General features: G+C 35.4%; 11 protein-coding genes. 1 reads left to right on the top strand and 10 read right to left on the bottom strand.

The genetic code is table 11. The annotated features are described in order from the left end of the window. Window positions 1–6: 6 nt before the first annotated feature. From J4O15_RS00865 to J4O15_RS00870, 3 genes are read right to left on the bottom strand one after another with little or no spacing between them, the layout of a single operon-like run. A complete protein-coding gene (locus J4O15_RS00865) occupies window positions 7–2,331 on the bottom strand; it encodes a TOTE conflict system archaeo-eukaryotic primase domain-containing protein (protein WP_442911585.1) in 2,325 nt (774 codons plus the stop codon). Then, window positions 2,291–2,575: a hypothetical protein gene (locus J4O15_RS15760; protein ID WP_243761914.1), complete on the bottom strand. Its 285-nt coding sequence runs from the start codon at window positions 2,573–2,575 to the stop codon at window positions 2,291–2,293. The genes J4O15_RS00865 and J4O15_RS15760 overlap by 41 nt, the downstream gene beginning before the upstream one ends. 50 nt (window positions 2,576–2,625) lie before the next feature. Further along, the gene (locus tag J4O15_RS00870; RefSeq protein WP_208099351.1) at window positions 2,626–3,138 is read right to left on the bottom strand and encodes an adenylate kinase; all 513 of its coding nucleotides are present in this window, start codon (window positions 3,136–3,138) and stop codon (window positions 2,626–2,628) included. A 498-nt stretch (window positions 3,139–3,636) separates the two neighbouring features. Between J4O15_RS00870 and J4O15_RS00875 the strand changes: the two genes are divergently transcribed. Further along, entirely contained in the window at window positions 3,637–5,214 is a 1,578-nt protein-coding gene (locus tag J4O15_RS00875) for a hypothetical protein (RefSeq protein ID WP_208099352.1), read from the top strand. Between the two features lie 60 nt (window positions 5,215–5,274). On the opposite strand, the gene J4O15_RS00880 is transcribed toward J4O15_RS00875, so the two are convergent. From J4O15_RS00880 to J4O15_RS15765, 7 genes are all read right to left on the bottom strand, one after another. After that, on the bottom strand, window positions 5,275–7,455 hold the full coding sequence (locus J4O15_RS00880) for an alpha-galactosidase (protein ID WP_208099353.1): 2,181 nt from the start codon (window positions 7,453–7,455) through the stop codon (window positions 5,275–5,277). 47 nt (window positions 7,456–7,502) lie between these two features. Beyond that, the gene (locus J4O15_RS00885; RefSeq protein ID WP_208099354.1) at window positions 7,503–8,765 is read right to left on the bottom strand and encodes a Gfo/Idh/MocA family protein; all 1,263 of its coding nucleotides are present in this window, start codon (window positions 8,763–8,765) and stop codon (window positions 7,503–7,505) included. 94 nt (window positions 8,766–8,859) lie between these two features. Next, window positions 8,860–10,167 (bottom strand): alpha-L-fucosidase, encoded by a 1,308-nt coding sequence (locus J4O15_RS00890; RefSeq protein WP_208099355.1) that lies wholly within the window; start codon window positions 10,165–10,167, stop codon window positions 8,860–8,862. 13 nt (window positions 10,168–10,180) lie between these two features. Further along, window positions 10,181–11,035 (bottom strand): carbohydrate ABC transporter permease, encoded by an 855-nt coding sequence (locus J4O15_RS00895; protein ID WP_208099356.1) that lies wholly within the window; start codon window positions 11,033–11,035, stop codon window positions 10,181–10,183. Between the two features lie 15 nt (window positions 11,036–11,050). Then, window positions 11,051–11,980, bottom strand: a complete 930-nt coding sequence (locus tag J4O15_RS00900) for a carbohydrate ABC transporter permease (protein ID WP_208100250.1) — start codon at window positions 11,978–11,980, stop codon at window positions 11,051–11,053. A gap of 112 nt (window positions 11,981–12,092) precedes the next feature. After that, the gene (locus tag J4O15_RS00905; protein ID WP_208099357.1) at window positions 12,093–13,403 is read right to left on the bottom strand and encodes an ABC transporter substrate-binding protein; all 1,311 of its coding nucleotides are present in this window, start codon (window positions 13,401–13,403) and stop codon (window positions 12,093–12,095) included. Window positions 13,404–13,609: 206 nt separating this feature from the next. Then, window positions 13,610–13,759, bottom strand: coding sequence for a hypothetical protein (locus J4O15_RS15765; RefSeq protein WP_243761915.1), 150 nt, complete (start codon window positions 13,757–13,759; stop codon window positions 13,610–13,612). Between the last annotated feature and the right edge of the window lie 9 nt (window positions 13,760–13,768).

Genomic DNA, 13,768 nt, shown 5'->3' on the forward strand with positions numbered 1-13,768 from the left:
AAACTGCTAATTTCCAAACGATAATTCCAACAGCTCCTCCGCTACAACAGCAGATTTTATCCTTATCAAATTATCCCACACATCTTCCTTGCCTAAAAGATTCATACCACCATGCCATACCAGTTCTTCATCTATAACTGCAAAATGTTCATCTACCTCATCTTTAATAACAACCTGTATTCCTGATACTTTCATCTGATTAATCATTTCATGATAATCATTAATGCTTCCAAAACTCATTTTTTCAGGATCAATTGTTATCACGATTATCTTACATCCTGCTTCCACCTGCTGTTTTGTAATATAAATTATTCTATCAATTCTCTCCTGAACAATATTTGGGCTTGAAATAATTATTCTCTTTTCTGCCTCGACAATATCCTGTTCAAATATATCAATATAGTTCCCTGAATCATAAATTGCATTTGCAACTTGTTTATCTAATGTTGTATTCGAAATTAGAGAATATCCTAAACGCTTATAAGTTCTTAGACGTTTTGAATACATTTTCTCAAAAACTTTTAAATGAGCATCTATATAATCATAAACAACCACATACTTCTTACCTTCATAATCTCTATGTAATCTCCCAACATACTGCTCCAATCTTCCATCAAATGAAACCGGTGCCGCCAACATCAATGTATCTAATCTTGGAAAGTCAAATCCCTCACCAATCTTCTGCCCGGTAGCTATTAAAATAATTGATTTTTCACATAAAACTTCCTTTAATTTTTTTCTGATTTCAGAATTCTCCCTATCACTATTATCACCATAAAGCAAGAACACATAATCTGCTGCACCTGACAGAATATCAAATAAATTCTTTGCCTGCTCCTTATATCTTGTAAGAATAAGCGGAGTTCTTCCATCGGCAATTACCTGCCTTGTATCATTTACAATCATTTCATTTCTTAATTTATTGTTACTTATTAAATTATAAGCAGCACTAATATCATTCCTAGTTTCATTTGTATCAATAACTCTTGTAAATCTTGGATATACATAATATCCAATCCCCTGTTCTTTCGCACGCTCTTTCGCAGTATAGCTATGTCTTATCGGACCTAATAACATATATACTATTTTTTCAAGATTATCCCCACGCTTTGGTGTTGCTGAAACTCCATAAACGTATCTTGAATTTACTCTCTCCATTACTTCTATCGATGTATTAGATCCACAATGGTGACATTCGTCCATAATTACCAGTCCATAAGAATTAATAAAATCATTGAATTTTCCCTTACTATACATTGACCCAATCATAGCAACATCAACAATTCCTGTAATTGTGTTCTTATTACCTGTTAATACTCCAATCACACTGTCTCTTCGTTTTTCTCTACCTGTCTTTGTTTTATAAATTGGTGGTTTCTCTTTTATAATTAAAAACTTATTTAATTCTTCTACCCACTGTTCAATCAAATCTTTGCTATGAAGGAGAATTAATGTACTGACTTTTCTTTGTGATATCAAATAACTACAGACCACTGTTTTTCCAAATGCAGTAGTTGCACTAAGCACTCCATGATCATGCTGTAACATTCTGTTCGCCGCCAAATCCTGCTCTGTACGCAAATCTCCATTAAAAAATACTCTTATAGGTCTTCCCATTTCTCTTTGATCACTAATCTCGTACTCAATACAGGCTTCTTTACAATTATTTATAAGTTGCTCTCTAAGCCCTCTTGGAATACGAATATATCCGTCAATATCTTTTCCCATATAAACAGAACTAAAATTATAATAATTTGAATATCCTAAGCGCCTATTCTTATAAAAGATAGGGTTATCAAATGCCGCCAAGCTTCTTATTTGATTCTGTATCCTTGGCATAAGATTCAATGCATCTACATATACCCCATCGCCAAGAATAATATGCATTTTGCCTACAACATCAGATTTATTAAATACTTGTTTCTTTTTCCATGGTTTAGGTCTACATTCCATATCATCAGTTACAACACCTGTTGCTTCAGTGATTTCAGCCTTCCATTTTTTCATAAAAGCCACTATCTCTTCCATCGACAACTTCATTGTATGGTTTAATAAAATATCCCACTGATCGGGATATGCATTCCAATTACTATCAACAAAAGCACTATTTCCATTTTTTAATGCCCTTCCCTGCAATGGCAGAGCAATAAGATTTCCTATACTGTTTACCCTATCCTGACATGGATACATTCTGTCATAATATTGGAATGACTTCATATTAATTAAAGATTGCCCTCTATCCAACAAAAGGTAACCAAAGTTGCGTGCCAAGGAAGCAAGAATAGGCTTCTTAAAAAATATCCACCTTTTTCCCTCTCTTGGCATATACATCTGTTCTTCCCCAGAACATTGCAAAGTACCTATTTGCCATTTCTTCAGTAATATGCTTTCTGATAATTCGTTCGCCTTGATCCGGGTCAAACTCAGATGTATCTTCTATCTTTTCCTCAAATATACAACTTTCCGAATATGCTATATTCGCTTTCTTTAATTTTTTCTTTAACGAAGTATTCTCTGCTTGTAACTCCCTTACCAATTTACGAAGTAAGTCAAGGTTTTCCGCTTCAATACTCATCTCTCACCACCTCACATTTTTTATAAACACTAAATTTAAAACCCCTCTCCTCACAAATCAATATCTATCTCATAACTGTCATCAATAAATACAATGTTTGCATTATGCTTTTTTGCGCCTGTCAAAAATCTAGTGTTTTCATCTAATACACTTTCCATAGTACACCATTCATCATCTATGCGACTTTCTACGGCATTTGCATATTTTTTTATATTATCAAAATTGTTCTCAATATATTTTTTGCTCATAACAAGACAGTAGTATTTTATATTATCAAGATATTCTTTTTCAAAATCATTAACCCAATCAAAGGGTATATAGCAACCTTCAACAATAAGATTTTGCCTGTTTTCTATAGCTGTTTTAATCATTTCACGAACAATAGGCCAAAGATACTCTGTGAGCATATCATCATCTTTAACAGTAAGTTTAGTATATCCGCTACGAATTAAACCCATTTTCAAATGGTCTATCGATAAATAAGGATATTTATACTTTTCAAGTAATTTTTGAGCAAGCACAGTCTTACCTGTATGTGATGCACCTGTTATTAAAACAATCATTATTTTCTCCGTTCTAAACATATTTTATCTGTTTCTTTCATACAGAATTTTATAAAATTAAACTTTTACTCTCCCGAGGCATAATAAATTCTATAACAATACTCTTTAACTTTTTTGCCCCAATCAACAATTCTCTAAATATAGTGTATTATCTTCTCTAAAAACATGCAAGCAATTCGACTTTTACCTGTATATAGATTTAAAATCGCGTAAGAAAACCTTACAACATCTGTATTATATATACTTTATCAACAAGTCCTCCAATAAATAATTTGGTTTTATCTGTATACCGAAACTATCATAAATGCTATAATAAGACATATAAATATGCTGTATTCCATATCATTCATTTGGAATTATTACTTGGTTTAACTCAATAAAGTTAAACATATACGATATTATTGCTTTTATATTGGAGCAGTTAATGATTCTAAAAAGCAACTGTCACATTTAAAAACAATCAATATTACAACTACGATTTGTTTATAAGGAGGATATATGATAAAAAGAATAAGATCCGTTTTTGTAACGCTTTGTATGGGAATGATTCTTTGTTCCTGCACGCTTTCACAAAAAATAGAATCCGATACTAAAACAGAGCAAAGCTCAGAAAGTACAGTTAAATCAGAAAAAAGTGACAGCAAAAAGCAAGGTGAAAATCAGGATAACAGTAAGATGCAAAATGAGAATATTATAAATAACGGTGCTTATTTTGTTAAAATCGGTTCTGATATATATTTTAGAAAATACGGTGAATATGCATTGGAGAAAAATGCATTATTTGGTGAGTTTTTAGAATATCCCACTTCCACCGGTATCTCATGGATATGCCGTCTAAAAGAAGACGGTAAGGTGGAGGAGCTCTTTAAAGATAGCGGCTATGGTAAATTGTACTATAGTAATCAAAGGTTTTATCTGTCGGAAATGACTGATGACGGAACATCAAAAAGTTATAGTGTAAATATGGAGGGAGAAGACAGGGAAGAGCTTGGAGCAGGTGTGATACTTGGAATAAGTGAAAATGGTCAGTATCTGGCTAAGGGAGATTGGGGTTCTGCCGATGTCATAGATTTAAGTTCTAAAGAGACACCATATATTTGGGCAAGTGAAGAAGGAGCTTCTGTGGTATTTCTCGGTTTTGTAAACGGCGGTTTCCTCATAGAAGGTGATAATTATTCCGAAGACGGGTATACTGTTACTTCAAGACAGATTTTTGGAAGAAGTTTTGAACAGCCTGATAAAGATATTATTATAGGCGATCTTAATGTAAATGAAGAATCATACTCCTCTCCGGAATTTAAGGGACTTACTGCGGATGGTAAGGAGTATTATCTTACCTTCGGGTATTATGGCGGAACAGCGCATTTTTTGGAAAGTGTAGAAATTTATAAGGCTCGTTTAGAAGAAAACAGCCTTCAGCTCATACAGCAAGGTATGGATACACAGGAAGAAACGGCTCCTAATATTCCACTCATTTTTGCAAATAACGGAAAAATTGATATTGTAGACGGTGGATCTGATGGTGAACTTGATATTGATGAAGGATCGGTCTATCAAATCAGTCAAAAAGGCAGACAGCCTCTGATTTCTGAGCTTTTTAAAGTTGATCCGGACAGTCAGACAGTTCAGTCAATTGGCAAAGCGGAATTGGTTGATGTGGATTTGTTATTGATGGTCTTCACCCAAATATATACCCCTTATCAGGATGTAGGATGGAGAATGAGCTATAGTAGATTAAACACAGAGTATATAGTTGTTAGAAAGGGTAGCAATAAGCCTGAGGTTTTTGAGCAGTGGTCAGGCAATGAATTTAAGCAAGATGCTGAGGTCTGGAAAACCGGAGAAAATACTTTACTTTATCGTCCGCTGTCAGATAATCCTGAGGGGGATGACTTCCCAAGAGATATTGCTTATTCCATATCTATTCCGGCAACTGTAAATCATAATTTCACTGCTCAGACTTCATCACCACAGAAGGATGAATATGGTGACTTTAATCTTCCTGATACTGAAGGTGAAAAACTTCAATTGATTTTTGACTATACCGGAAATTTAAAGGATATTGTTAAGGAATAACATTAAAGAATATAGGTCAGCCGGATTTAATATGGGCTCCTTTCCCAAAGGAGCTCATATTTATTTAAAATAGTAGAGCCTGCTCTCGAAATCTCCCCAAAAATCTTTAAATAAGAATCCACATTTCATCAACATCTCTCCTGTATATTGTTCATTGGTTCCTTCCAAACAATATATCTTATCTTCATCTAAACCTTGCAGTTTTAATCTTCTGCTGTGACTGTTTGGAATACCACGTACCTGAACATAAGTTACAAGTGCTTCTTTTTTATCTTTTGATACTTCCATATAGCAGTCATAATAACCGTTTTCAGAAAAAGATGCAATTCTATAGTAATCCCCTTCTCTAACTAAATCATTATATTTGTGATACATCTTTGTCTGCTGTATAACCAACTCATGTTCCTTTTCTGAAAGTTTTGTAATATCCAATTCATAGCCAAATGTGCCTGCAAGTGCTACATGTCCTCTTGTCTCTAATGGTGTTATTCTTCCAACAGCATGATTTGGACACTCACTAACATGTGATCCAATTGTTGACAAAGGGTAAATCAATGCTGTTCCTTCTTGGATTTCCAACCGTTCTATTGCATCCGTATCATCCGAACACCAAATTTGTGGACTGTAATAAAGCATTCCCGGATCAAATCTGGCACCTCCGCTTGAACAATTTTCAAGCAATAAATTGGGAAATTCTGTAATCAAACGCTCCTGCATCCGGTATACACCCAGTACATAGCGATGAAATAATTCTTGTTGTGAATCTTTATCAAGATAACTGCTTCCCAAGTCACTCAGCAGACGGTTCATATCCCATTTCACATAATCAATTGCCGCACTCCTTAGGATTTTTGCCACTGATTCATAGGCATAATCTATCACTTTCGGGTTTGATAAATCGAGTACATATTGCTGACGGCTTTGTGTCGCTTTTCTTCCTTTAATATGGATTACCCAATCCGGATGCTCTCTGTAAAGTTCGGAATCCGGTGAAACCATTTCCGGTTCAAACCAAATCCCAAATTTTAACCCCAGCTTTTTTACTTCATCTACAAGATATTTCAGCCCTCCTGTAATTTTATTCTCATTTACAACCCAATCCCCGAGTGAGCAACTATCATTATCACGTTTACCAAACCATCCATCGTCCATAACCAGCATCTCAATACCGTCTTGCTTTGCAACTCCGGCAATATCCAATAGCTTTTCTGTATTAAAATCAAAATATGTTGCTTCCCAATTATTGATCAAAATCGGACGCTTCATGTTTTTATAAGGGCTTCTTATCATATGTTGACGATAGAAATCATGCAATGAGCGTGTCATTTTTCCAAGTCCTTCTCCTGAGAATGTAAGTACAACTTCAGGGGCTTGGAAAGATTCTCCTGCATACAGATTCCAGCAAAACTCTTCCTGATTGATTCCCATTACCATACGAACCGAATCAAACTGTGTTAATTCTGCCTGTCCGATAAAATTGCCGGAATAGACAAAATGCATTCCATAGACTCTTCCCTGCTGTTGATTTGTCCCGGGTGTTACAAGTGCAATAAATGGATGCTCCTGATGTCCGGATTCTCCTTTTGCAGAACTTACCAATTGTTTTCCATAACAAATCGGTCTTCTCAGGATATGTCGCTCTCTTGCCCATGCACCACAGAGTGTAAGCAGTTCAAAGTTTTCATTATCCATATCCACACAGGCACTATAGACTTTTTCCAACCTTACATTCTCTTTTCCTTTATTGATTACTTTCACACTTCTGGTGATGATGTCTACTTTTTCAAACACCGAATACGAAAGAGCTAATTCAATCTCCAAAACAGGATCTACACATTTAACAGTAAGTGTTGTTACATCATCTTTATCTCCAAAGGATGCCGGCAGCCCTTCCAATTTCGATTTTCCTCTTTTAATTTCATAAGATTCATAGAAGAACTCACTCCCCATACATCCTGACGCATTACGAATATTAATACAGCTTTCACGAAAATCCCCTATTCCACCTGATGAATATTCCATAGGAAAGCGGTCAAGGAATGATAATTTTTCTCTCTCATTTTTTGATGGCGTATATGGTGACTCCTGTGTTCGAAGCAAATAATAAGCATCATCACCCTTTAGTCTTTCGCCATAATATACATGTCCTACATACCCTTCCGGTGTTATCCCAATCAAATATGATGTACTCTTTGTATCAAGTTTAAATATTCGGTTCTTTTTATTATATGATATAGCCATTCTTTTGCTCTCTTTCCTATACTTTGATTATTATAAATAAACCATACTCATTCAGTATTTTGCTTTGTGTACTGCTTGAAATTAATAACCACTGCATTAACTCTTGACTCCTCTGCCGCAAGAGCCATTAAGTGGCTTTCCACCGAAATATCAGCATTTGTTTTTCCCTTTTTACCTTCTCCCACCATTCTGACAAAGTCCTTCATCATACTCATATCACTTCCGCTATGTCCCTTTGTTGGAGTATGCAATTTTATAATTTCTTTTGTACCACTTACAAACTCTGTTACTTCGATTATTCCGGCTTCCATATCTCCTTTTATTTCACCTTTGGTTCCCATCAAGCGAATTCTTCTTGCACATTGATTTGTAAATGCCGTCATCAAAAATGATGCTGTTACCTGATTTTCAAATTCAATTTCTACTGTCTGATGATCTACAACCGTATTGTCTGAATGAAAAACACATCTTCCATATGGACCTTTCTTCAATGCCTCCAGTATATGTTCTGAATCTACATAATCGGTAACAGCATATACAAGCCCATCTTCTACCGCTTTTGAATGCTCCAGATAAAATCTTGGTGCATAGAACGGACATTCATCATGGTGACTGCATCCGTCCATACAATATCTTGGTGCTCCCTCAGGTGCATTTCCCTCTGAAAAATATGTTAATCTGCCAAAAGAATTTATCTTCTTACAAGAGCTATCTGCAAGCCATACTAAAATATCCATATCATGACAACATTTTTGCAAAATCATTGGACTTGACTCTTTTTCGTTTCTCCAATTTCCTCTCACAAAACTATGGGCATGATGCCAATATCCTACTTCCTCGATATGCTGAATTGTAATTAATTGACCTATCTTTTTTTCGTCTAATAATAATTTTATTTTAGAAAAAAATGGAGAATAACGTAAAACATGACATACTGACAAAATCCTGTCGTATTGTTTCGCCATCTCCCCCATTTTTATTATTTCCTCTTTATCAGGTGACATTGGTTTTTCACATAGTACATGGTATCCTTTTTCCAGCGCCGTTACCACCGGTTCATAATGCATCCGGTCCTGAGTACATATCATTGCACAGTCTGCTATTTTATCTCTTTTTAATATTTCTTTATATGATTCAAACTGCATTTCCTGTGGAATATTATGTTTTTTTGAAAAGGCTTCTCTCCTCTCCGGATCCGGTTCTGCAACAGCCACTACCTTAAATTCATTTGGATGATCCAATGCATATTGAGAATACACATATCCACCTCTTAATCCGGCACCTATTAAGATACTCGTTACCTGTTTCATATCATTTCTCCCTTGTTATGGGATAGTATCTTGCTTTAAGTTAAGATACTATCCCAATTAAATATTTTTAATTTTAGCTAACTATAACTGCCTATTATTCTTTTAATTCAATTTTAAGTACGGTATCTTTGTCATCAGGTAACGAATATGTAAATACAGGATCTTCTCCAAATGAAACAAATGCAATATCAGGATAAAGAGCGGTATTCCACGCTTCTCCACGTCTTACCTCACTTCCATCTGCCAAATAAGTGATTTTGTCCAATTTGTCCGGTGCAATTCCATATAAAGGCAATGCTCCCAATGGAGTTTCATACACATGCGCATAGATTGTATTTCCCTTCTGTGTATATCTTCCCCAATCCGGTTTTTCCAACTCTGATATACCGCATCCATATATACTTTCTTTATTTTTACTCATCCATTTTCCCAAATCTGTCAGAATATTTATACTTTCCTGCGGAATATTTCCCTTTGCATCAGGTCCCACATTCAAAATCATATTTCCACCTTTACTTACGCATTCTACAAGCTTTCTTACAAGCATCTGTGGAGTTTTGTACTGGTAATCGAATTTACAATACCCCCAATGATTATTCATTGTTGCACAAAGTTCCCATGGTATCAGTTCACCTTTTTCATCGCATACTCCCTTTGGAGGTATGATCTGTTCCGGGCTTGCAAAATCACCACTGTAAATCAGCGGATGTTCTGTTGCAATACTTCCATGGCTCTCACCTGAACCCTCTAATCGATTGTCAATAATTACATCCGGTTGATATGAACGTACCATTTTTATCAATTCTGTTGCTTTCCATTTTTCTCCTGTCATATCATCATAAGAGAAATCAAACCAAAGAAGGTCCAGCTTTCCGTATCCGGTCACGAGTTCTTTCACCTGACCATGCATGTACTCCAAATAGCGTTCAAAATCTATTTCTTCATTTTTATAAGCCTTATTGTTTCTCATTGGATGCTGACGATCTCTGTATTTGGGGAAGTCCGGATGATGCCAATCAATAATTGAAAAATATAAACCGACTCTCAAATCTTCTTCTCTGCAGGCATCTACAAACTCTCTTACAAGATCTCTACCTGCTTTCGTATTTGTTGCCTTATAGTCTGTAAGTTTGGAATCAAACAGACAAAAACCGTCATGATGCTTGGCTGTCAACACTACATACTTCATTCCGGCTTCTTTTGCAAGTTTAACCCATTTTTTCGGATCATAATCTACCGGATCGAACTGTTCAAAATATGTCCTATACTCTTCAACTGTCATTTCCTTCTGTGACATTATCCACTCTCCACATGCCGGAACAGAATATAATCCCCAATGTATAAACATTCCGAATCTGGCATCCATAAACCATTTTGTTCTTTCTCTAATCTCTTTATTCATTAATCTTGTTCTCCTATCCTTTTACTGCTCCACCTGATAATGCTTCCACAAAGAACTTACTGAAAATACAATACAATACCACCGGTGGAAGAATAATTACTACCATCGCAGAAAACAAACCATTGTAGTTTGTATTAAATGATGTTGTAAAAGTAGAAAGCAATGCCGGAACAGTCAATTTTTCTCTTGTAATCAATACAAGTGACGCCCAGTAGTATTCGTTCCAATTATTCAAAAATGCCAGTACTGCCGCTGTCATAATTCCCGGTCTTGCAATTGGAAAAATAACCATCAGCCATGTTTGAAAATACCCGCATCCGTCAATTCTGGCTGCTTCTTCCAACTCTCTCGGAATATTATTGTAATAATTTTTAATAACAAAAAAACTTACCGCTATTCCACTGCATGAATAAATCATAATCAATGCCGCCCTTGTATCATACAAGTGAAGATTATTAATCAAATTGTATACAGGATATGTCAAGGCTGTTGCCGGAATAAACATTGTTGAATACAGCAAAATATTTACTAATGCTTTGCCTCTGAATTCCATTCTTGCTACCACATATGCGGACATTGATATCATAACTACACTGATTAATACAGACATTCCCGCTACAAATAAACTGTTACCAAAATATCTAAGAACATGAAGATCTCTAAATGTGGAAATATATCCATCTATACAAATAGAATCAGGAAGTTGAAATCCCGGTCTTGCCATAGGATCTTTTTTTAGGCTGGAAAGTACAAGCCAAATCAATGGAACTAATGATACAGTTAATGCCCATATGAGGCATAAATATGTAAAAATCTTTGTTCCGATCGGCATATCTTTAACTGTTTTTTCTTTTTTAAATTTTTTCAATGTCCTAACTCCTCTCTAATGTTTTTCTTTTTTATATGACAAACTGTATACAAAACTAACTACAAGAATGATGACCATTCCTGCCAGTATCTGTATCATTGCAACTGCATTTGCTCTTCCAAACTGAGTTCTCGGACTCGTAATAGCAAGTTCACGTATCACATAACTGATACTATAAGTTCCCGCCGCTCCCTTCGTTAAAAAATATACTTCGTTATAGAGAAGGAATCCTGATGTTGCCGCAAGGACTGATACTGTTTTTAGGGTTCCTTTAATCATTGGAATTGTAATATGCAGATCCTGTTTTAAACCACTTGCTCCATCCAGCATGGCAGCTTCTCTTATCTCCTCCGGTACAGCCATAATATTGCCAAGAATCATTAAAGTTGTAGTACCTGTAAAGAATATATAGGCACATGTCATAGCGACAAATGCAGGTCCTTTTAATAAAAGTATGCTGTCCGAAAAGTCTTTATTAAACAAACGAATTATAGGATTGATAATTCCATAAGACGGATTGTATAATTGAAAAAAAATCACACCCATAGCAGCTGTTGATATCATATTCGGAATAATATAAACAATTCTTACAAATTTTATTCCTTTTAGCTTTCTGGACAAAGCCAGAGAAATTAATGTCGCAATCGGAATTTGTACAACTGCTCCCACTATCGCCCATTTTGTCGAGTTTTTAAGAGCTTCCCAAAAAAATGGATACTTGTTAAAAATATAATTATAGTTGTTCCACAAATCATTCCATCCAAAAAATTCAGGACTTGTAATGTTGGTATAATCCCATTTACAGAATGATGTTACAAATACAGTAATAATCGGATATAAATAGAACACACAAAAAACAAAAAGTGTTGGTGCCAAAAACGCAATAATAAACCCTGTTCTCCTCATACCTAATTTACTTTTTTTCTTTTTAGGTCTGTTTACCATCTCCAATTTTCTACCTCCTATTATAAAAGCCCCACAATAAGGTTTTCTCATTAATTAAAAACGGGAAGGGACTTATCCCCCTCCCTTTTTATGTAGTCTTTTTTCAGATAACTTAGCCTATCAATGCAAGCAATTCTTTCTTAAGAGATTCAAATCTCGCATCCACATCAGTTCCTGATACTGCACATTCCATTAAAGCATTTATAATTGCCTTATCAACATCAGATCCCCATGTATAATTCATATCAATCACAACTGTATCTGCTGAATTAACCCCTGAGCATGCTTTTGCAAGCTTAATTGTTGCCGCATCACCACTCTTCCGGGCTAATGCATTAAGATCTACAGTTGTATTACAAGGGTTAGCCTGTACTTCTGCAAATATCTTTTCCTGTACCTCTTTGCTTGTCATATACTTGATAAATTCAAGAGCCAATTTTGTTTTTTCATCGCTCATCTTATTGGAAACAGCAAGTCCGCCACCTGCTGATGCAATAGCTATATTACCCGGGAACAATGAAGGTTCAATAGAATCAACAAGTGATGCGTCTATTCCGCTTGCATTCCATACACCGTTAAACAAAACACCTACCTTGCCATTTGTGTTGAATTCAGCCATTAAATTTCCATTATCATCTGTTGTATGATCGGATCCGTTTGCCTGATCCAATTTTGCCGCTGTCTTAAACGCGTTTGCAAACTCATCCGAGTTAATTATTTCTTCAGTCAGTTCAGATTCCAACATCTTCTTTCCGTTTTCTGTTGAAGCCATTATGCTGTTTACGATATAGCTTGATCCCTGACCACCGATATAGCCATAGGTTCCATCATTCAAAGCTGAAATTTTTGCCATCGCTTCTCCAAAAGAATTCCAATCTTTCAATGCATCTGCAGATACCCCCGCCTTTTCAAAAACAGAGGAATTATACCAAAGTCCACGGCTCTCAATCTGATCATGTACGGCATATATATGTCCATTCATATCATGCTGAGTGTAATTGAGTCCTACAGCATCCTGAAGCTTGTTTTCATCAATATATGGCTTCAAATCATATACGAGATTCTGTGAGATTGCTGACTGAGGAACTCCGGCTCCACCAACATCAACCATATCCGGAAAAGATCCCCCTGCAACCTTTGCACTTACAATATCATCTCTGTTTTCTACAGGAATCGGCTTAAATGTCACTGTTCCGTCTGAATGCGACTTGACAAATTCATCGTAAATATCACGCATTACCTGTGCTGCAGCCCATTCGCTTTTATCCTGATAATATCCATGATAAAACTCAAGTACATTTTCATCACTTGATGCCACCTTTTTATCTACCTCTGTTTTTTGGGAATCACTGCTTGCGCATCCGGCAAGAACAGATACTCCCATTGTAGCAATCAATAATACACTCATTAGTTTTCTTTTCATACCATCCTCCTAGTTTAGTCTTTAATATCTTTATATACTTTATGCTTTTATTTTATTATTTTCTTTATATATTTTGAATGAAGCAAATTTACTTAATCGTGTATTATCTTTACATATAAACAAATAGAACATGTAAAATATTTACTTTAACAGCAATATTTTACATGTTCTTTAAATTACTTCTTAAGAGTATCATTATTATTAAATTATTTTATTCTTTTTTCTATATTGTCCACCAGTTCCTGCTTATCCATCTCATTAGTCAACACTCTAAAAATATTATCTGTAAAATATTCTTTTTGTGATGCCGACCAAACATTATCAGGGATCTCAATTTTTCTTTCAGCATCTAACACCAATGTTGC

This window comes from Lachnoanaerobaculum sp. Marseille-Q4761, assembly GCF_017565785.1.
In the GTDB taxonomy this organism is placed as follows: domain Bacteria; phylum Bacillota; class Clostridia; order Lachnospirales; family Lachnospiraceae; genus Lachnoanaerobaculum.